The sequence below is a fragment of the Streptomyces actuosus genome, assembly GCF_016921115.1.
Lineage (GTDB): Bacteria > Actinomycetota > Actinomycetes > Streptomycetales > Streptomycetaceae > Streptomyces > Streptomyces actuosus_A.
In genome coordinates, this window is sequence record NZ_JAFFZS010000006.1 from 281476 (window position 1) to 301160 (window position 19685).

19 protein-coding genes and 1 pseudogene are annotated in these 19685 nt (G+C 74.1%); 8 read left to right on the top strand and 12 right to left on the bottom strand.

Features of this window, described 5'->3' with window-relative positions; all coding sequences use genetic code 11:
• Positions 1 to 29: 29 nt before the first annotated feature.
• The 6 genes from JS756_RS11165 to JS756_RS11190 form a co-directional block, all read right to left on the bottom strand.
• Positions 30 to 518, bottom strand: a complete 489-nt coding sequence (locus tag JS756_RS11165; RefSeq protein ID WP_205382856.1) for a methylated-DNA--[protein]-cysteine S-methyltransferase — start codon at positions 516 to 518, stop codon at positions 30 to 32.
• Positions 515 to 1906, bottom strand: a complete 1392-nt coding sequence (locus tag JS756_RS11170; RefSeq protein WP_205382901.1) for an AlkA N-terminal domain-containing protein — start codon at positions 1904 to 1906, stop codon at positions 515 to 517. Before JS756_RS11170 ends, JS756_RS11165 begins: the two co-directional genes overlap by 4 nt.
• A 441-nt stretch (positions 1907 to 2347) precedes the next feature.
• Positions 2348 to 3493 carry a ribosome small subunit-dependent GTPase A gene (gene rsgA, locus JS756_RS11175; RefSeq protein ID WP_438817301.1) on the bottom strand — a complete coding sequence of 382 codons (1146 nt, stop codon included), beginning with the start codon at positions 3491 to 3493 and terminating at the stop codon, positions 2348 to 2350.
• A 228-nt stretch (positions 3494 to 3721) separates the two neighbouring features.
• Positions 3722 to 4339 (bottom strand): DUF3995 domain-containing protein, encoded by a 618-nt coding sequence (locus JS756_RS11180; RefSeq protein WP_205382857.1) that lies wholly within the window; start codon positions 4337 to 4339, stop codon positions 3722 to 3724.
• A 63-nt stretch (positions 4340 to 4402) separates the two neighbouring features.
• Positions 4403 to 5929 carry a cellulose-binding domain-containing protein gene (locus JS756_RS11185; RefSeq protein ID WP_205382858.1) on the bottom strand — a complete coding sequence of 509 codons (1527 nt, stop codon included), beginning with the start codon at positions 5927 to 5929 and terminating at the stop codon, positions 4403 to 4405.
• Positions 5930 to 6103: 174 nt separating this feature from the next.
• Positions 6104 to 7435 (bottom strand): radical SAM protein, encoded by a 1332-nt coding sequence (locus JS756_RS11190; protein WP_205382859.1) that lies wholly within the window; start codon positions 7433 to 7435, stop codon positions 6104 to 6106.
• A gap of 315 nt (positions 7436 to 7750) precedes the next feature.
• On the opposite strand from JS756_RS11190, the gene JS756_RS11195 reads away from it, so the two are divergent.
• Together JS756_RS11195 and JS756_RS11200 are read left to right on the top strand one after the other, a co-directional pair.
• On the top strand, positions 7751 to 8362 hold the full coding sequence (locus JS756_RS11195; protein WP_205382860.1) for a TetR-like C-terminal domain-containing protein: 612 nt from the start codon (positions 7751 to 7753) through the stop codon (positions 8360 to 8362).
• Positions 8355 to 9143: an alpha/beta fold hydrolase gene (locus JS756_RS11200; RefSeq protein WP_205382861.1), complete on the top strand. Its 789-nt coding sequence runs from the start codon at positions 8355 to 8357 to the stop codon at positions 9141 to 9143. Before JS756_RS11195 ends, JS756_RS11200 begins: the two co-directional genes overlap by 8 nt.
• 88 nt (positions 9144 to 9231) lie before the next feature.
• Here the strand turns inward: JS756_RS11200 and JS756_RS11205 are convergent, their stop codons facing one another.
• Entirely contained in the window at positions 9232 to 9603 is a 372-nt protein-coding gene (locus JS756_RS11205) for a VOC family protein (protein WP_205382862.1), read from the bottom strand.
• 142 nt (positions 9604 to 9745) lie between these two features.
• Here JS756_RS11205 and mmuM point away from each other — a divergent pair, with 142 nt between their 5' ends.
• Positions 9746 to 10672 carry a homocysteine S-methyltransferase gene (mmuM, locus tag JS756_RS11210; RefSeq protein WP_205382863.1) on the top strand — a complete coding sequence of 309 codons (927 nt, stop codon included), beginning with the start codon at positions 9746 to 9748 and terminating at the stop codon, positions 10670 to 10672.
• 244 nt (positions 10673 to 10916) lie between these two features.
• Here mmuM and JS756_RS11215 read toward each other — a convergent pair whose 3' ends face one another.
• Together JS756_RS11215 and JS756_RS36660 are read right to left on the bottom strand one after the other, a co-directional pair.
• Complete coding sequence (locus tag JS756_RS11215; RefSeq protein WP_205382864.1) at positions 10917 to 12560, bottom strand: carboxylesterase/lipase family protein; 1644 nt, start codon at positions 12558 to 12560, stop codon at positions 10917 to 10919.
• A gap of 381 nt (positions 12561 to 12941) precedes the next feature.
• A pseudogene (locus tag JS756_RS36660) lies at positions 12942 to 13219 on the bottom strand (isocitrate lyase/PEP mutase family protein); the annotation flags it as partial.
• Between JS756_RS36660 and JS756_RS37545 the strand changes: the two are divergent.
• Complete coding sequence (locus JS756_RS37545; protein ID WP_307790505.1) at positions 13214 to 13846, top strand: DUF6262 family protein; 633 nt, start codon at positions 13214 to 13216, stop codon at positions 13844 to 13846. The pseudogene JS756_RS36660 and the gene JS756_RS37545 overlap by 6 nt on opposite strands.
• On the opposite strand, the gene JS756_RS11220 is transcribed toward JS756_RS37545, so the two are convergent.
• Positions 13761 to 14606: an NAD(P)H-binding protein gene (locus JS756_RS11220; protein WP_205382865.1), complete on the bottom strand. Its 846-nt coding sequence runs from the start codon at positions 14604 to 14606 to the stop codon at positions 13761 to 13763. The genes JS756_RS37545 and JS756_RS11220 overlap by 86 nt on opposite strands.
• A 148-nt stretch (positions 14607 to 14754) precedes the next feature.
• Here JS756_RS11220 and JS756_RS11225 point away from each other — a divergent pair, with 148 nt between their 5' ends.
• From JS756_RS11225 to JS756_RS11235, 3 genes are all read left to right on the top strand, one after another.
• Positions 14755 to 15147, top strand: a complete 393-nt coding sequence (locus tag JS756_RS11225; RefSeq protein WP_205382866.1) for a winged helix-turn-helix transcriptional regulator — start codon at positions 14755 to 14757, stop codon at positions 15145 to 15147.
• 401 nt (positions 15148 to 15548) lie between these two features.
• The gene (locus tag JS756_RS11230) at positions 15549 to 15785 is read left to right on the top strand and encodes a hypothetical protein (protein ID WP_205382867.1); all 237 of its coding nucleotides are present in this window, start codon (positions 15549 to 15551) and stop codon (positions 15783 to 15785) included.
• A 609-nt stretch (positions 15786 to 16394) separates the two neighbouring features.
• Positions 16395 to 16796 (top strand): VOC family protein, encoded by a 402-nt coding sequence (locus JS756_RS11235; RefSeq protein ID WP_205382868.1) that lies wholly within the window; start codon positions 16395 to 16397, stop codon positions 16794 to 16796.
• Here JS756_RS11235 and JS756_RS11240 read toward each other — a convergent pair.
• Both JS756_RS11240 and JS756_RS11245 read right to left on the bottom strand, forming a co-directional pair.
• Positions 16779 to 17465 carry a helix-turn-helix domain-containing protein gene (locus tag JS756_RS11240; RefSeq protein WP_205382869.1) on the bottom strand — a complete coding sequence of 229 codons (687 nt, stop codon included), beginning with the start codon at positions 17463 to 17465 and terminating at the stop codon, positions 16779 to 16781. The genes JS756_RS11235 and JS756_RS11240 overlap by 18 nt on opposite strands.
• A gap of 74 nt (positions 17466 to 17539) precedes the next feature.
• A complete protein-coding gene (locus tag JS756_RS11245; RefSeq protein WP_205382870.1) occupies positions 17540 to 18478 on the bottom strand; it encodes an AraC family transcriptional regulator in 939 nt (312 codons plus the stop codon).
• 80 nt (positions 18479 to 18558) lie between these two features.
• On the opposite strand from JS756_RS11245, the gene JS756_RS11250 reads away from it, so the two are divergent.
• On the top strand, positions 18559 to 19407 hold the full coding sequence (locus JS756_RS11250; RefSeq protein WP_205382871.1) for an NmrA family NAD(P)-binding protein: 849 nt from the start codon (positions 18559 to 18561) through the stop codon (positions 19405 to 19407).
• Positions 19408 to 19685: the final 278 nt, after the last annotated feature.

Consider the following 19685-nt stretch of genomic DNA (forward strand, 5'->3'; position numbering starts at 1 on the left):
ATCTCCGGCGTGATCCGCAGGACAGGGCCTCAGAGCGCGCCCTCCAGGCTGAGCAGCCGGACCTTGCGCTCCAGGCCGCCGGCGTACCCGGTGAGCGAGCCGTCCGCGCCGATGACCCGGTGGCAGGGCCGGACGATCAGCAGCGGATTGGCGCCGACCGCCCCGCCGACGGCGCGCACGGCGGCGCGGGAGGCACCGATGCGCGCGGCGATCTCGCCGTACGTGGCGGTCGCACCGTAGGGCACGGTGTCCAGGGCCGCCCACACCTGCTCGCGGAAGGCCGTGCCGCGCGGGCGCAGCGGGAGCGAGAACTCCTCGAGGTCGCCGGCGAAGTACGCGGCCAGTTGCTCCCCGGCCGCGGCGAAGAGCGCCGGGGCGTGCACCCAGCCGTCCTGGACCGTGCGTCCGCCCTTCTGGCCCGGCACGGACAGCGAGGTCAGTGCGCCGTCCGGGTCGGCGGTCAGCAGGAGCGGGCCCAGCGGGCAGGGGATCTCGGTCCAGTGGGTCGAGGCGGTCATGGAAGCTCCCAGTCCCCTGCGGTGCGCAGGTGTTGTACGGCGTAGGTGCGCCAGGGGCGCCAGCTGTCGGGGAGGTCGGCGCCGGGCGGCGCGACGTCGGGGTCGCCCAGGGCGCGGGCGCGGACGGTCGCGGCGGTGGCCGGGTCGACACCGGGCACGGCGAGCAGGGCCTGCTGCGCGTCGTCGCGGTCGGCGCCGGCGTCGAGTCGTACGGCACCGTCGGCGAGGGCGGCGCCGAGCGCGCCCAGGGGGCTGCCTGGTTCGGCGCCGGCCAGGACGCCCGGTTCGGGGAAGAGGTGGGTGAGGCTGCCGCAGGGGGCGTCGAGGGCCTTGCCGTGGCGCCGGACCAGCCGTTCGGCCTCGTCGCGGCCCACCAGGGCCCGGACGGCGAACTCCTCCGGGTCGACGGTGCCCGGCACGCGCAGGCCGGGCCGCGCCGCGACCAGCGGAGCAAGACGGGGGTCGGCGCCCAGCCGCTCGTCGACGGCGTACGGGTCGGCGTCGAGGTCGAACAGGCGGCGCAGTCGCTGCACCGCGGTGGTCAGATCGCGCAGGTCGGTGAGGTGCAGCCGCGCGTCCAGCCAGCCGCCGGGGTGGGCGCCGCGACCCGGCCGCGGCGTGCCCGGTCGTTCGTCGACGGCGACGATCCCGGTGCCGTACGGCAACCGCAGGGCCCTGCGGAGGACCCGCTCTCCGGGTGGGCCGGTGACCTCCTCCACCCCGGCCACCGCCTCGCGGCGCAGTTGGTCGAAGACGGGGCCCGACCGGTACGGGCCCCGGTAGGCGAGCCGCAGCGGGATCCCGGCGCCCGGCGTGTCCGGCCGGCTGCCCCGGGGGGCGACGGCGCGCACTCCGGTCGGGGTGTCCGCGTACACGTCCCTGATGGTGTCGTTGAACTGGCGGACGCTGGCGAACCCGGCCGCGAAGGCGATCCGGGTGACCGGCAGGGTGGTCGTCTGAAGCAGGACGCGTGCCGTGTGCGCCCGCTGCGCGCGAGCCAGGGCGACCGGGCCGGCGCCCAGCTCTGCGGTGAGCTGCCGCTGCACCTGCCGGGCGCTGTATCCCAGGCGGGCGGCCAGTCCGGCGACGCCCTCCCGGTCGACGACGCCGTCGCCGATCAGCCGCATGGCCCGTCCGACGGCGTCGGCGCGGGCGTTCCACTCGGCCGAGCCCGGCACCGCGTCGGGCCGGCACCTCCGGCAGGCCCGGAACCCCGCACCCTGTGCGGCGGCGGCCGTGGCGAAGAACCGCACGTTGCGCCGTTTCGGCGGGACGGCGGGGCAACTGGGCCGGCAGTAGATGCCGGTCGTCGTCACGGCGAAGAAGAACGCCCCGTCGAACCGGGCGTCCCGGCTCCGGACCGCCTCGTACCTGGTGTCCTCGTCCATCACGTCTTCCAGTCTGCGCCCGGGGCGCGGCCCGGACCGGCGGGATTCGGACGTGTAGGTGAGGCGGGGCGGGCCGCGTGCCCGCGCACCGACGGTCCGGGCGGGCGCGGGCGGCTCCCGTGGGGCGGGAGGAACCGATCCGGGGCGCGGCGGGCCGGGGCACCGGCCCCCGTCGTGGGGACCGGCCCGGATCGGTGCGCGACCCGGACCGGCGTGCGGCTGGTGCTGTGACCGGAAAGGGCTGCGCCGGTGAACCGCTCCGGTCACAGCACTAGCTAGTGCCGCATCAGGCAACGTTCGCCCCGTCGCGACGCCCGGCACGCACTCTCGCTGCACCGGACGAAAGCCCGAGTACATCCCGGTACGAGGGCTTCCGGCCGGCACACCGGGAGCACGCACCGGACGCCGCTCCTCGACGGGCGAACGTTGCCTGCCGCGGCACTAGCGCAGACGCCCGCGCTTGGCCTCCATGGCCGCCCGTCCCTGGGCGCCCTTCCGCTTCCAGTCCCTGCGCAGCTCCGCCCGGAGCCGCGCGTCGGTCTTCGCGACGATCCACTGGTTCTCGCGCTTCAGCTTGCGGTAGCTGTCCAGCCGCCGTACGGGCAGGTCACCGTCCTCGATGGCCGCCCGCACCGCGCACCCCGGCTCACTGTCGTGCGCGCAGTCGTGGAACCGGCACCGCGTGGCGAGTTCCTCGATCTCGGAGAAGACCTGCCCGACGCCGGTCTCGGCGTCCCACAGCCCCACGCCGCGCAGGCCGGGGGTGTCGATCAGGACGCCGCCGTCCCGAAGGGCGAGGAGGTTGCGGGTGGTCGTGGTGTGGCGGCCCTTTCCGTCGACGTCGCGGGTGGTCCGCACGTCCATCACGTCCTCGCCGAGCAGCGCGTTGGCGAGGGTCGACTTGCCCGCGCCGGACTGCCCGAGCAGCACGGACGTACCCCCGGAGACGAGCGCGGTGAGCACGTCGAGGCCTTCGCCCCGTGCCGCGCTGACCGGGAGGACCGGCACGCCGGGAGCGGTCGTCTCGACGTCCTGCACGAGGTGGGACCGTGTCACCTCGTCGGGGACGAGGTCGGCCTTGGTGAGCACGACCACGGGCTGCGCCCCGGACTCCCAGGCCAGGGCGAGGAAGCGCTCGATGCGGCCGAGGTCGAGTTCGACGCCGAGGGAGACCGCGACGATCGCGTGGTCGACGTTGGCGGCGAGGATCTGGCCCTCGGACCGCTTGGAGGAGGTGGAACGCACGAAGGCGGTGCGGCGGGGCAGGCAGGTCCGGACGTAGCGGGGGTTGCCGCCGGGGTCGAGCGCGACCCAGTCGCCCGTGCACACGACCCGCAGCGGGTCGTGCGGGGTGACGAACGCGGTGTCCGCGCGCAGCACACCGCCGGCGGTGACGACGTCGCACTGTCCGCGGTCGACCCGGATCACACGACCGGGCAGCAGGCCCTCGGCCGCGTGGGGGGCGAACGTCTCGGCCCAGCCCTCGTCCCAGCCGTACGCGGTCAGCTCGCGGACAGCGGCGGACGGCGCGGGCGAGGAGGGGGAGGAACCGGAGGAACCGAACGGGTGGGAGGAGCTGGAAGTCAAGGGTGACCCTTCACAGGGGCGGCCCCGGGACGCGCCGACGGGCGCGGAGAGACAGGGTGAGGTCAGCCGGTGGCCGCGGAGGTGGACTGGACGGATTCCTGGTTGCGGGCAGCGCCCGGCGCAAAGACGGCCATCGGTCGACACCTCCTCATCCCTGTACGTGGTCCGCGGCGGCCGACTGCCGCCGCGCGGAACGCCCTCACCCTAGCGGGACCCTCACACCCGGGGTCAACAGGTTTTCGCGCGCCCGGCGGGCACGTTCACCTGCCGCTCCGTCAGACGGTGTGCGAGCTGCCGGGGTCGGAGCGATGGGGCTGCGGGTCGTCGGCGGAGCGATCGGGCTCCGTGCGCGGGTGGCGGTTCCGCGTCGGCGCACCTGCCGGACCGGAGGGCGGCGAGGCCGAAGGCCAGTCCTCCGGCGACGAACCAGGGGTTCCAGAGGGCCAGGGTCCACACCCGCTGCCCCGCGCTCACGGAGGTGCTCAGGTGCGTGGCATCGGTCAGCAGCAGCACCTCGACACCGATGCCACGGGCCAGAAGGAGGGCGCTGACACCCCACCCCAGCCGCCTCACCAGCAGAGCGGGAACGCCCCGGAGCCCGGACCGGGGAAGCAGCCACGCCAGCAGGGCGCCGAGGAGGCACAGCGCTCCCACACCCCACAGACCGACTACGACGAACCAGAGCGAGCGCTCGGTGGCCTGCGGACCGGCGGAGACGCTCAGGCCCAGATCACCGCCGACGGCCCAGTAGAAGTGCAGCCCGGCGAACGCCACCGCCCACAGACACGCGGCGCGCGCCCACAGCCTGGACGGCGCCCCGCCCGTCCCCTCCGGTACGCGTCTCATCGCCGGGCCTCGCAGACCTGGGGCTCGTCGGTGCGCGGGGTGTCGGCCTGCTGCGGCAACACGTCATCCCGTCCGGCAGGTTCGTCCGTCGAGGGTGAAGCGGTCCGGGTCCGCGTTCCGGTCCTGCCAGGTGCCGAGGAAGCCGAAGGAGACGGTGCCGCCGGACGGGACGGGCGTGCTGTAGTCGGCGGCGCCGACGGTGACGCCGGGACCGGACTGGGAGAACCGGGCGTCCCACATCTGGGTGATGCGCTGACCGTCGGGGAAGGACCAGGCGACGCTCCAGTCGTCGAGCGCGTCGGCGGAGGTGAGGGTGACGGCGGCCTGGAAGCCGCCTGTCCACTGGTTGACGACCCGGTAGCCGACCGTGCAACCGACTGCCGCGGACGGCCCGCCGCCCTGGCTGGGGGCGGTCGACGCGGTGGTGCCCTGCGGCTCGGGGGCGGGAGCCTCGCGTCCGGCGGTCGGCGAACCGCTGGCGGGCGCGGCCGGTGCGGTGGAGGTGGCCGGGGTGGCGGGCGTCGTGGGCGTGGCCGGTGGCGGGGTGGATCGCGGGGCGACGGTACGGGTGGGTGTCGGTGGGGCGGTCGGCAGGCCGCCTGCGCCGGTGACCGGCCGGCGGGCGAGGTCGTCGGAGCGGGCGGCGGCGTCGCCCCCGGAGCCGAACGGCATCAGGGAGACGGCGAGCGCGAGCACGGAGACCAGGCCGGCCGCGACGAGCAGTCCGCCGCGGGCGAAGCGGGTCCCGCTGTCCGGTTCGCCGTGCCGGTCGGCCGCCGGGTCCTCGGGGCGTCCGGTGCACAGGCGCACCTCGGCGGCGCGGCGGCGCCGTTCGAGGTAGGCCAGTCCGCCCCAGCCGATGACGCCGCCGGCCAGGGCCGCGGGCAGGGTGCGTCCGTGCAGGCTCAGGCAGGCGGCGGCCTCGGCGCAGCCGGCGCAGGTCGCGAGGTGCCGGGAGAGGTCCTCGGGGGTGTCGGTGCCGGGCCGGCGGGTGACGGCGTCGAGCAGCCGTGCGTAGCTGCGGCACTCGGCGGGGAGCGGGGCGTGGAGGTGGCCCCTGCGGCAGCGGTCCCGGAACACGGTGCGTGCCTGGTCGAGGGCGTCGGCCGCGGCGGTCGGGTCGAGGCCGAGGCCGCGGGCGGCCACGTGCGGCGGCAGCGCCTCCACCTCGGCCGTCCAGAGCAGTTCGGCGTCGGTTTCCGGCAGGTCGCGCAGAGCGCGCAGGCCCAGGGGGCGGCCCTGGAGCGGGCCGTTGTGACGGGCGGCCCTGTCCGAGTTGAGCCACAGGCGCAGGTCGGGGTCGAGTCGGTGGCCCTCCCCCGCGGCCTCCCAGTCGGCTGCCGTGCTGCGGACGGCCGTCAGCAGCAGCGGGATCCGCGGCAGCCGGTCGGGGCGGCGGCCGGGTGCGTGCCGGGTGACCGGCGCGGCGTCGCGTGCCTGGCGCATGCCGAGTGCGAACGCCTCCCTGGCCAGCGCCTGAGCGGCGGCGGAGCCGGACGTGCACAGGTCGGCGTAGGACAGGACGGCGTCCCAGCACTCGGTGAACTGCGCCGCCTCGGTGACGTCCTGGGGAGTCGGCAGGTCGGGCAATGGGTCTCCTGCATCCACAGGCGAGGTCAACTCACTGCACTGAAGACTGAGTTGCGGGAACCCTCGCAGTGCTGCCCGAGCTTTTCACGCCTCCGACACAACTGACAAGCGCCCTGTTCAGATGTCGCGGGCCCGCCTCCGCGCGCAGGGCGCGGGAGCGGACCCGCGGGTGGCTCAGCGCGCCACGGCAGGATCCTGCGCCGGAAGGCTGTCCATGAAGGAACTGACGGAGAAGACGGCGTGGCCGGGGCCGGGCGGGCCGTAGCCGGGGGGCGAGGACAGGCCGAACTCGTCCATGGTGGCGCGGTAGGCCTCCAGCAGGCGGATGTGGTACTCCAGCGGCGCGCCCTGCGGATTGGCCTTGCCGAGCGGGGTGGTGGGTTCCGGGCACCAGGTGGTGAACCGGGGGGTGATGCCGTGCGACATGAAGAAGCGCAGGCCCTCGGTGGTCGAGGCGACGGCCTCGCCGACGTCGGTGAAGCCGAACGGCTCGGCCATCTCCACGCCCGCCACGAAGTTCGGGATGACGTTGCGGGCGCCGAACACGTCGGCGGAGTCGAGGATCCTGCGATGCCACTCGTCGCGGCCGACGTAGCGCTCCTTGCCCGGGCAGTACAGCTCGAACAGCCGACGGTCCCACACCTCGTAGTTGGGGTGGTAGATCTGCACGCCGTAGTCCTTGAAGCGCTGCACGTCCGCCTTGGGCAGTGCCTGCGCGACGACCTTGCCGATCCAGCGGCCCGGGAAGCGCTCCTCGATGGCCTTGGCGTAGTGGCCGTAGAAGTCGGCCTCGTCGCGTCCGGCGACCGACTTGGTGATGGCGCCGCCGGTGAGCGTGTAGGCGGTGGAGGCCTTCTGGGTGTCGTACCGGTCGATGATCTCCAGCGCCTCCAGGACCTCCTCCACGTCCTTCACGCCCGTGTAGGGGCGGCCGGCGGCCTTGTGCTGGCGCCAGTTGTGGTTGATGTCGCAGTACTGGCACTCCTCCTTGGCGCCGAAGTACTGGCAGACCCGGAAGACGGTGAGGTAGATCAGGTAGCCCCACTGGATGGTGGGGGCCACCTCCATCACGGACTTCCCGTTGGAGAGGGTGTGCCGGTAGTACTCCGGCATCGGCGGCACGCCGACGTCGGCGATGCGCTTGCCGTCCAGGTACAGGCCGAGCAGGCCTTCCTCGTCGGCGGCCACCCGGTAGGGGGAGGCCGGGTTCACGCGGACGGACACCACGGTCCTGCGCAGGTCGTAGGGGCCGCCGGTGAGGATGATCTCCTCCGGCGGGCGGCGCAGCGCGGCCTCGCCCAGCTCGGGCAGGGTGCCGTGGTCGAACGAGAAGATGAAGTAGGACTTCGGCTTGACCTCGCCGGCGGCCTCGTTGGCGGTGTCACTGAGCGCCGAGGGGTCGAAGGCGACCCCGCCGCGCAGCAGGTCCTCCTTGAAGACGGCCTCCCGCGGCACATGCGGAAAGCGCTCCATCAGATCCTCGACCAGCGCGGTGCGGCTGCCCATCCGTCTCTCCTCACCCAGGCGTACGACTCCTCACGGTATGCCCTGTCTCCGGAGCCGTCGGTGCCGGGTCCCCTCGCGTGGCGCGGCATGCCCCGGCCCGGGGGTGTCCGGCGGTGGCCGCGGACCGTCTCCGGGGCCGCCCGGACGGCCCCGTGCGGCGCCCCCTGCGGTCAGGCGCCGCGGTGGGCCCGTGGGGACGCCGCCGCCCGCCGGTGATCCACCGGTCGGCCCCGGGCAAGGACGTGCCGGACGCCCCTTTGGCGGCCAGGCTGTAGCCTAGGGTCTCTAGGTTTGCTCGGTTCTCGGAGGTTTCCCTTGGCCCGTGCCGGTATCACCGTCGACCGCCTCGTCGCCGCTGCGGCCGATCTCGCCGACGAGGTCGGGTTCGACAAGGTCAGCCTGTCCGCGCTGGCGCGGAGTTTCGGGGTGCGGGACGCGAGCCTCTACTCGCACGTCAGGAACCTCCAGGAACTGCGGACACGGATCGCGCTGCTGGCCGGCGGGGAGATGATCGACCGGATCGCGGCCGCCGTGGCCGGGCGCGCGGGCAAGGAGGCGCTGACCGCCTTCGCGGGTGCCTACCGGGAATACGCTCTGGCCCACCCGGGGCGCTACGCCGCCACCCAGATCCGCATCGACCCGGTCGTCTTCGCCGACACGCCCGCCATGCGCCGTACCGCCGAGATCACCTACGGCATGCTCCGCGCCTACGGCCTGGAGGAGCCCGACCTCACCGACGCGGTGCGCCTGCTGCGCAGCACGTTCCACGGCTACTGCGCCCTGGAGGCGGCCGGCGGCTTCGCGGCTCCCCGGGACGTGCGCAGGTCGTGGGACAAGGCCGTCGACGCGCTGCACACGGCCCTCACCCACTGGCCCCGCGAAGCGGGTCACGCACCGACCGGCAAGGAACACGAGAGCCATGCCTGACCTGCACCACGACGTCCGCGGGCGCGGGCCCCTGCTGCTGGTCCTGCCCGGCGGCGCCGGCCACCCCATGGGACTCGATCCCCTCGTGGAACCACTCGCCGACCGCTTCACGGTCGTCACGTACGACCCGCTCGGCCTCGCGCACGGCCGCCTGGGGATGCCCGTCGGCGACCAGCGCGTGGAGGACTGGGGTGACGGCGCGAGCCGGGTCCTCCACGCCACGCTGCCCGACGGGGAATCCGCCTACGTCCTCGGGCTCAGCTCCGGCGGCATCGCCGCCCTGGACCTGCTGGCCCGGCACGGGGAGCGACTGGCGCACGTCGTCGCGCACGAGGCACCGTGCGTGGCACCGCTGCCCGACGGGCGACGACGGCAGAAGTCGTTCGCAGCGGTGTGCGACACCTACCGCACCCTGGGACCGGCGGCCGCGGCGGCCCGTCTCACCGCGGTGCTGGAGGACCGGGAGGCACCGCCTGCCGCCGACACCGCGGCCCGGCCGCTGTCCCGCGAGGAGGAGCTGCGGAACCCGACGGCCCTCTTCCTCAGGCATGTCCTGGGCCCCTTCACCGCCCATCGCCCGGACCTGCCGGCTCCGGGGGGACACGGCGGCCCGGCCCGCCTCACGTTCGCCGCGGGCGTCGACTCCCGAGACCTGCTGCTCCACCGCACGGCCCGGTTCCTCGCCGGGCGCACGGGCGGCGGGTTCGCCGAGTTCCCCGGCGGCCACGTCGGTGCCGGCACGCACCCCGAGGAGTTCGCCGAGCGGCTCACGGCCGTGTGAGGCGCGCCCCGCCCGGCCGGCTGCGTGCGCGGCGGAAGCGAGCGGGTGCGGCGGGGCAGCGCCGGTCGGCCTCCCGGCGGGTCTGCGGTCAGCCCTCCGCCCGCTCCGGCGCACTCCGCTCCACGCAGAACTCGTTGCCCTCCGGGTCGCCGAGGACGGCCCAGCCCGTGCCGTCGGGTTTGCGGTGGTCGGCGACCAGGGCGGCTCCGAGGGCGACCAGTCGCCGCACCTCCTCGTCACGCGTGCGGTCCTGCGGCTGGAGGTCGAAGTGGAGCCGGTTCTTCACCGTCTTGGTCTCCGGAACGGCCAGGAACAGCAGCCCGGCCCCTTCGATCGACGCCTCCGGGTCGCCCGGCCTGTCGTCGTCGTGCAGGGGCAGGTCCAGCACCCGGGACCAGAATCCGGCGAGCTCGTAGGGGTCGGCGCAGTCGATCGTCACATGGCGGATCAGTGAGGTCATGCGCCGGATTGTGCGCGGCGGCGGTTCGTTCGGGCAACGGAATTGCCGCGTTGCGGGCGGCGGTCCCCGTCCGACCGGGCCCGCCGGGAGGGCGACCGCCGCGTCGCCCGCGACCGCGGCTCGCTCGGCTACCGTCGACGACATGACCAGCGGCCCCACCCTCGCCGAGGCCCTCGCCTCCGGGACGGTCGTCCTCGACGGCGGCCTGTCCAACCAACTGGAGGCGGCCGGGCACGACCTGAGCGACGAACTGTGGTCGGCGCGGCTGCTGGCCGAGCGGCCCGAGGCGATCGTCGCGGCGCACCTGGCCTACTTCTCAGCGGGCGCCGACGTGGCGATCACCGCCGGCTACCAGGCCACGTTCGAGGGGTTCGCCCGGCGCGGGATCGGCCGCGCGGAGGCGGCCCGGCTGCTCGCGCTCGCCGTGGAGCTGGCGCGGGAGGCCGTACGGCAGGCGCGGGACGCGGGGGCGCCCCGGCCGCTGTGGGTCGCCGCGTCCGCGGGCCCCTACGGGGCGATGCTCGCCGACGGCTCCGAGTACCGGGGGCGCTACGGGCTGAGCGTGCGGGAGCTGGAACGTTTCCACCGGCCCCGGCTGGAGGTGCTGGCGGCCGCCGGGCCCGACGTACTGGCCCTGGAGACCGTGCCGGACGCGGACGAGGCGGCGGCGCTGCTGCGGGCGGTGCGCGGGCTCGGGGTCCCCGCCTGGCTGTCGTACACCGTGGACGGCACGCGCACCCGGGCCGGGCAGCCGCTGGCGGAGGCCTTCGCTCCGGCCGCCGAAGCGGACGACGTCGTGGCGGTCGGCGTCAACTGCTGCGCCCCGCAGGACGTCGACGCCGCCGTGGAGATCGCGGCGCGCGTGACGGGCAAGCCCGTCGTCGCCTACCCCAACAGCGGTGAGGGCTGGGACGCCGGGGCGCGTCGCTGGGACGGCCGCTCCACCTTCGCCCCCGGCCGGGTCCTCGGCTGGCGGGACGCGGGGGCGCGGCTGATCGGCGGCTGCTGCCGGGTGGGCCCGGAGGCCATCGCCTCGATCGCGCGCACGCTGACGGACCGACCCGGGTGACAGGGATCGGCCGACCGGCGGTGTGACGGAGCGGTTCCCGCCGGCAAGGCGGCCCGGGCCCCCGGGCCGGGGAGCGTCGGTGCGGCCCCGGCCGGGCACTCGCCGCTGTACCGGGGACCCCGCGGGCGCCGGCCGGGGCCGCCGGGGTGCGCCTGCCCGGCCCGACGCCGCCCGACGCCGCCCCGCGGCGACGTCCGGTGATGCGTGCGGAGCCGGAACCGCCCGACGGGCTTCGGGAGGAAGGTCAGTGCCGGCGGACGCCGACGGAGCGCCGGAGCCGCTGTACCGCCGAGCGGCGTTCCGCACCGCGCGCGGGCGTCCCGGGGTCCCGTCCCGTGGCGAGTGCCGTTTCCACCGGGGTGGGCTCGGCGGCGGTCCAGAGGGCGAGTTCGGCGTCCCGGTGGCCGCGGGCGGTGTAGGGGTCCCGGAGGTCGCGCGGGCGGGAGCCGTCCGCCGGGGCCTCGCCCTCCGGCGCCGCCGGTGCGGGCTCGCCGAAGATCCGTACCGGGTGTCCGGTGTCCCAGGCTTCCCAGCCCGGGTCTCCCTCGACGGCGAAACGGACCCAGGCCCCGTGCATCTGCTCCGACAGCGCACGCGGACCGCCCGGGCCCGCCAGCTTCGCGGACTCCGGCACCTCTCCGGTGTCGAAGACGAACCCGAGTTCCAACGCGTGGCAGGCGCCGAGACCGGGCAGCCGCGACGGCCAGGCGAACTCGTAGACGTACGACCTCCGCGGCCGGGCCTCGGCCAGACGGTGCATCGGCAGGCGCAGGAGATGATCGGTGACCATCTGGCCGACGATCTCGGCAGTGCCTGCCTGCGGGTTCAGGGCGCGGTAGCCTCGCGGCACCTCGTGCCCGCAGTGGCAGCGCGCCATGGCGCCGGCGAGCGCCACCGGACCGAGCCGGTCCACCCGCTCCAGCAGCCCGCCCGGCACCAGCCACAGCCGGTACTCGTCCCGGGTCCAGCCCATCAGCAGCTCTGCGCCGGGCGCCGCCGAGCCCTCGGTCAGCGCCTGGAGCGGATCGCGCGGCACCAGGTCGCCGTCGACGACGACGCCGAAGGCCGGCCCGCCGAGCACCGGGCTGCTGAGCCGGCCGGCCTCGGCCTGGGTCCGCAGCAGCAGGTCCCGGTCGACCTCGGCGAAGGCCTGCGCGGTCGCCGGGATCTTCAGCCGGGTCGCCATGCGGCGCACCATGCGCCGGACCTTGTCCCGGTCGAAGGCCTCCGGCGGCCCGCTCTGCAGGACGGCGCGGCGGAACAGCCCCTGCGCCTGCGGTGCGGCGATCAGCGCGCCGACGCTGATCGCACCCGCCGACTGTCCGCACAGCGTCACCCGGTCGGGGTCGCCGCCGAAGGCGGTGATCGACGCGTGCACCCAGTACAGGGCGGCGAGCTGGTCCCGCAGCCCGGGATTGGCGGGGGCGTCCGGGAACAGGCCGTAGCCCTCGACCCCCAGGCGGTAGTTGACGGAGACCAGGACGACGCCGTCCCGGGCGAAGGCGCGCCCGTCGTAGACGGGAACGGAGGAGGACCCGCGGGTCAGGGCGCCGCCGTGCAGCCACACCATGACGGGCAGCCGGGCGATCGGGGCCGGGTCGGGCGTCCAGACGTTGAGGTTGAGGCAGTCGTCGCCGGGCACGACCGGATCGGACAGGTACTTCTCGAAGGCCTCTGAGTACGGCGGCTTGGGCGGTGTCGGTCCGAAGGCGTCCGCCCCGCGCACCCCGTCCCACGGCTCGGGCGGCTCGGGGGGCCGGAACCGGCGCGGGCCGAAGGGGGGCGCCGCGTAGGGGATGCCCCTGAAGACGGCGACGCCGTCCTCGTACCTGCCGCGCACCTGCCCGTAGGGGGTCCTGACCACGGGGTCAGCCTGGTCTGCCGTCATGTGCCCACCAGCCCTTCGCAGCACACGAGCACCGGTATCACCAGAGCATCGCACCGAAGCCGGGTATTCCATCACTCGGGGCCGGGGGAGACACGTCGTCCCGCCCGCACCCGGTGAGGAGCACCGCCGTGAGGAGAAATCGCTTTCTACCCGCGGAAGGCCTCCGGCGGGCCCGCGCGACCGCGGCCCACGGCCGCGGGTCCGCAGGCACGCCTCGCAAGGGGACCCGACGGACGCCGCCACCCCCCGCGCGGCCGGGAAGACCCGCAGGTCAGGCGGACATGCCACCGTTCGGCAGACCGCTCTCCGCGCGGGCTCCTCGCGCCCGGCGCCGCCCCGGTCCGCCTCGCCCCGGGCGCCCGCCTCGTGCCCGGCGGCAGAGCGGAACCGGGCGATGTTCCGCTCCAGCAGACGGGGGCCGCCCGCACCCCGACACCGCGCTCGGCGTCGGCCTCGGGCAGGCGCCCGTCGGCTGCTCTGAGGCCCGCCAGGGCCGCGTCCATGGCCTCGTGGGCGGCGAACGGGCACGGCGTGCTGTAGATCGCGACGTCCACGCCGAGCGAGGACAGCTCGCCGAGCGAGAGCCGGGGCGAACGGCCGTCGGCGATCTGATCGAACAGCACGGGCTTGGTGACGACGACCTCACGGATGCGGTGGACCGGAAGCCGAATGCGCCCGCCGCCGCAGCGAGTACACCCGCGCCAAGGCCCGTCCAGGCGCTCCGCTCCCTCGACGCGGCAGGCGAGCCAGTCACCTTCGAACACGTCGCGAAGCGCGCGGGCGTCTCCCGGTCCTGGCTCTTTGCCCAGCCGGACCTGCGAGCGGAGATCGAGCGACTGCGGGCAGTGCAAGGCCGCTACCCCGCATCGCCCATTCCCGCACGCCAGCGCACCACCGATGCCTCCTTGCTGCGGCGACTCGAAGCCGCCGACGCCCGCATCCGGCGCCTCACCGAGGAGGACCAGCGGCTCCGTGAGCAACTCGCCCGCGCACTCGGCGAACAGCGCACGGCGACGCATCGCACAGGCCCACCGCGAGCGGGTGCGAGGAATGTCGGGGCTGATCGATTCGGCTTTCCCCACCCCGTGCTCGGCACCTCCCCGTACCTGCGCACCTCGGACCCCCACTCCGAGGTGCGGGAACCGTCTGGGTGCGGTCGGCGGTGCGTCGTGAGGAATGCCTTGGCCGCAGACGCAGGGCCTATCGGAAGGCGGCGATGTGACGCTGGGCCCAGTCGGCGAAGGTGCGGGGCTCGCAGCCGAGGAGCCGCTCGACGTCGGGGCTGATGCGCTGCTCGGCGGGGGTGGGCTCACCCAGGATGGACAGCGTGGTCTCGACTACGGGCTCGGGCATGAACCGCAGCATCTGCGCGTGCGCCTCGTCGCGGGTCTGCTCGATGAACCGGACGGGTTCGCCGAGTGCGTCGGCAATCGCCTCGGCCCGCTGGCGGGGCGTGCTGAGCGCGGGCCCGGTCAGCTCGTACATCCGTCCGGCGTGGCCGTCCTCCCGCAGGGCTGTGGCGGCGACCTCGGCGATGTCGTCCGGGTCGATGGTCGGCAGGCCGATGTCGGCGAACGGCGCGGCGGCGGTCCTTCGGGCGCGGACCGACTCGACCCAGGCGTACGCGTTGGAGTTGAAGCCCCCGGGCCGCAGGATCGTCCAGTCCATGCCTGACTGCTGGACGGCGTCCTCGATGGATCGTCCCAGGTCCCCGAGAGAGGCCGAATGCGGTCGGGTCGCCACTCCTTGGGAGGACAGCAGGACGACCCGCCCGACGCCGCCGGCCTTGGCGACGTCGAGGATGTCCTGGGGGCTCAACAAGTGCGCGCTGGGGCCGCCGCTTTGCAGGAACAGCGCGTCGGCTCCGTCGAAAACGGGCCGAAGGCTCTCAGGATCGACCAGGTCCGCCTGCGTGCACCGGACGCTCTCCGGCACATCCGCGTCCGAGATCCCCCGGGATGTCGCGGTCACCTGCGCACCCATCGCCGCGAGGGTCTGCACGAGCGATCGGCCGACGTTACCAGTCGCACCCGTCACTACGAACATGAACAACTCCCGTGTCAATTCGAGATGGTTGTCGCCGCCCGAGCAGGCGGGGCCGCCGCGGAGAGCTGCTCTCCGGGCGGCACGGGGACGCTAACACCATCGATATAGTAGGTACCTACAGGAAAGTGACTATCCCGAGGGGGTGTGTATGGCCGGTGACGCTGACCGGGATGCAGCCGCTGCGACCGACCCGGAACTCGCCTGTCCGACCAGTGCGGTCGTGGACATCGTGTTCAGCCGGTGGACCACGCCGATCCTGTGGACTCTCCACGTGCATGGTCGGCAACGGTTCGTCGAGCTGGAACGACGGATCGGCACGATCACGCCAAAGGTACTGACCCAGCGGCTGCGTCAGCTGGAACGCGACGGCATGGTCGTGCGTACGTACCACCCGGAGGTCCCCCCTCGGGTCGAGTACGAGATCAGCGAGCTGGGCCGCAGTCTGGCCCCGCTCTTCGCGCACCTCGCCGAATGGGCCGCCGGCAACCTGGACAAGGTCGAGCAGGCCCGCCGCGACTACGACACCGTTCCACCCCGGTAACGCGTCGGCGAGAGGGCTCGATCCTTGGGCTCGAGGTCAGCCTGGCAGCGGCGAACGCCGAACTCGCACAGCTCGGCAACCTTCGCACCCGCCGCTCGACAGCCTGCAACCTGGGCATGCCGGCCTTCGCCGACATCGCCACGCGCACCACCACTGCGGCGACGGGCCCGTGACAGCTCTGAATATCCATGGCCGCGGAGAACCTGCATCACCTACGCTCCCCCCATGCGCACCGCGTTCGTCTTCCCTGCACTGCAGGTGAGCGAGCTGAGACGGTTGCCTCACTCCGGCCGCGCCTGGACTCTGCAGGCAATCGAGTCCGGGGCCGGCTCTGAGCGCAGCAGTCAGCTCCGACGAGACGTGAGTACAACCCAACGGCTCAGCACGGGAAGGAAGCAGTCGTGTTTGACGACGTGATCGGACTACGTCCCGAGGAAGCCGCACGCTGGGCCGCGCTTGTCGAAGAGTCCCGGCCAGTCCTTGAGAGCGATGGAATGGAAGCTGTCCAGACCCTCCTGGCCGAGCGCGGCTTGAGAATCATCCAGGCGATCGTCATCACCCGGGCACTACTGGGGAATGCAGAGACACCGCTCCGAGCCGCCATCGACATCGTGGCCACGAGCAAGGCTCGGCAGTGAGTTTCAGAGAAGTGATCCACGGCCGATAGGTCCGCATCTTGCCGGCCCGCCAGGCTTCCTTCGCCGAGGCCACCGCCCGGCGGGTCGTCCGCTCGTCGCCGGTGAACCCCAGCAGTTGGAGACGCCCGTGGAGCTTGTCCGCACGGACCTTGCCTTCGGAGCGGTCGCCCCACTCCTCGAACTTCGGCATGAACGGGTCGATCGTCTTCGACCGCCGGACAGGACCGGTGACCGGGCGACCGGTTGCCCTCATCCGTGCGTACCTCCGCACGGTCCTGGGCTCGACTCCCGCCGACGCAGCCGCCGAACGAGCGCACTCGGTGGCGTCCAAGGCCTCGAAGATTTCCCTGATTTCCCTGTCAGGCTTTTTCAACGTCCCTCCCGTCTGTCAGCTCAGTTCCCAAGCAGCACAGAGCCGACCGCTGGAGGGATCGTTTGTTCCGAACCGACACGAATGGGTCCATCGAGAGGGAGATCAGCTGTCCGCAGAGAAGAAGCTGATCTGTCCGCCTGCAGGGATCTTGCGCTGTCCGCTCTCACACCGGTCCGTCCGGGCCACTGTCCGATTCGTTCAAGACCGGGCAGCCGGGTGCTGCCTACCGTGGCCGTATGACTCCACGATTCGATGCCATCGGGCTGGTCGTCTCCGACATGGCCGCCTCCGTCTCCTTCTACCGCCGGCTCGGGTTCTCCTTCCCCGAGGGGGCCGAGCGGGAGCCGCACGCCGAGGCCGAGCTGCCCGGCGGGCTGCGGCTGCTGCTGGACACCGAGGACGGCGTGCGCTCCTTCCACCCCGGCTGGCGTCCGCCCTCCGGCGGTCCGCGCGCCTCGCTCGCCCTGCGCTGCGCCGGGCCCGGCGAGGTCGACGCGGTGTACGAGGAGCTGGTGGGCGCCGGTCACCACGGCGAGCTGAAGCCGTGGGACGCCTTCTGGGGGCAGCGGTACGCCGTCGTCCACGACCCGGACGGCAACGGCGTCGACCTGTTCGCCCCGCTACCGGCCGGCCAGTAGTTCACCCAGTGTCCGGCCCGCCAACTGCTTCACGTCGCGCGCGAGATGGGCCTGGTCGGCGTATCCGGCGCGGGCGGCGGTGTCCGCCCGGGGCACCCCGGAGCGGGCCAGGGCGAGGGCCCGCCGGAAGCGGAGGATGCGGGCCAGCGTCTTCGGCCCGTACCCGAACGCGGTCAGCGAACGGCGGTGCAGCCGTCGCGCCCCGATGCCGAGTTCGTCGGCCGCGGCGGCCACGGGACGGCCCGCGTCGAGGGCCGCGACGAGCAGGCCGAGCTGGGGATCGTACGCCTCGGTCTGTGCCGCGAGCGTGAGGGCCGCCGCCTCCAGGCCCGTCTCCGGGTCGGCCGCCGCCTCCACGAGCCCGCTCAGTCGCCGAGCCCGGCCCGCGGACCACAGATCGGTCAGTTCCACGCGCCGGTCGCGCAGTTCGTGGGCGGGGACACCGAGCAGGGCGGGTGCCACGCCGGGACGGAACCGTATCCCGGTCCAGGTCACGGGCGGCCCCCCGGTGACGTACGCCTGCGTGTCCGGACCCGCGACCAGCAGCCGGCCCTCGCTCCACAGCAGGTCCATGCAGCCGTCGGGAAGCACGCCCTGGCCTCCCGGCCCGGACGGGGTGTTCGTCCACACCACGGCGCCGGCCGGGCGCGACGGCCTCTCCGTGTACATGTACGCCAGGCTACGCCGCGTACCGGGACGCCAGGCCGCGCCGCGGGACCCGCGGGCCCGCCTGCCGGTCGGTCTCACCCGCCGGTACGCTCCCGGTGCTCCTGGGGGCTGACGCCGTACGCCCTCTTGAACGCGGTGGACAGCGAGAACGCGCTGCCGTACCCCACCTGGCGGGCGATCGATGCGAGGGTGTCGTCGCTGGTACGGAGGCGGTCGGCGGCGAGGGCGAGACGCCGGCCGGTCAGGTAGGCCATCGGGGGTTCGCCGACGAGGTCGGTGAAGCGGCGGGCCAGCGCGGCCCGGGAGACGTCGGCCCCGGCGGCGAGGGACGCCACGGTCCAGGGATGCGCCGGGTCGGCCTGGAGGAGGCGGAGCGCACGGCCCACCACCGGATCGGCCTGTGCCCGGTACCAGGCGGGCGGGTCGGCCTCCGGCCGGGCGAACCAGGCCCGCAGCGCCGCGATCACCAGCAGGTCGAGGAGGCGGTCGAGCACCACCTCCTGGCCCGGCTCGTCGCGCACGATCTCGTCCATGAGCAGGGGGGTCAGCGGACAGCGCCACGTGTCGCCGGCGAGCGAGAGCAGCGGCGGCAGCGCGTCCAGCAGGCGCGCCCCGATCTCGGTCCGCATCGGGTACGTGCCGATCAGGAGCACGGTGGAGCCGTCCGTCCGGTCGCCCCACGTGCGCACGCCCAGGTCCATCGAGCCGTTGAGCAGGGCGCCGTCGGGGCAGGCGCACTCGCCGCCCGGCAGGATCAGCGCCTGCGGGGCGGTGGCGGGGTCGTCGGCGCAGGTGTAGGGGGCCGGGCCGCGGGCGATCGCGAGGTCACCCGCTCCCAGACGGAGCGGCTCGCCGGTCTCCGGGACGACCCAGGCGTCGCCGCGGGCCACCAGCATGACGGTCAGCGGGGCGCGGTCCTCGACGCGGACGCACCACGGCGGGTCGAAGCAGGCCCGGATCAGGAAGGCGCCGCGGGCGCGCGGGCCGTCCAGCAGCCCTGCGAGTGCGTCCATGCGGTCAGCGTAGACGCAGGGGCATGCGCCCGAGGCGCTCGCCGATGGGCCCCGGCGGTGGACGGGAGTTCACTGGAGGTATGGCAGAGCTTGCGAAGGACACGAACGTGAACGATCTGACGGTCGTGGTGACCGGCGCGTCCGGCCGTACGGGCCGGCGGGTCGCGCAGGCCGTCGACGCGGCGGGAGCCACGGTGCGGCCCGCTTCACGAGCCCACGGGTTCGACTGGCACGACCGCGCCACCTGGGCGGACACGCTGCGCGGGGCGGACGCGGCCTATCTGGTGTACCCCTTCGACGTGGGCGCGCCGGAAGCCGCCCTGGGTGTCGGTCTGCTGGCGCACCAGGCGGTGGCGCTCGGCGTACGGCGGCTGGTGCTGCTGTCGGCGCGCGGCGAGGAGGGCGCGCGCCCCGCCGAGGAGGCGCTCCGGGAGTCGGGAGCGGACTGGACGGTCGTACGGGCCGCGTGGTTCGCCCAGAATCTCAGCGAGGGGCCGCTCGCCGAGGAACTGCGCCGGACCGGGGAGCTGGTGTTCCCGGCCGGTGAGGTGCGTGAGCCGTTCGTCGACGTAGGGGACGTCGCCGAGGTGGTGGTCGCGGCGCTGAGCGACGAGCGGTACGCCGGGCAGGCGCTGGCGGTGTCGGGGCCGCGGCTGCTGACGTTCGGGGAGGCGGTGTCGGCCGTGGCGGAGGCGACCGGGCGGGGGCTGCGCTACCGGTCCGTCCCGGCGCCCGAGTACGGCAAGCGGCTGACGGGGGCCGGGATGCCGGCGGAGGAGACGGAGTTCCTCCTGGACCTGTTCGAGCAGCTGCTCGACGGGCGCAACGCCTACCTCTCGGACGGCGTGCAGCAGGTGCTGGGACGCGAGCCGCGGGACTTCGCCGACGTGGTGCGGGAGGCCGCCGCGGCGGGCGCCTGGACGCCCTGACACCGGCCGCACCCGTACCCGTCGCCTCACGGCCCACCGGCGCTCACGGTCCTCGTCGGCTTCGACCAGGACCTCGCGGCCGAGGCCACCCGCACCTCCAACCGGATACGCGGCCTGCTCACCCAGTTCCACCCCAGCCTGGAACGCGTGCCGGAAGATTTCAAGTCCAGTGAGACGGTCGTGACGCTATGAGGTTTGTGGTGCGGGTTCCCTGCGCTTGGCCGGGTCGTTGATCCATGCCTGCTGGGGTATCCGGGGTGGTCGGGGGCGGCGGCCGA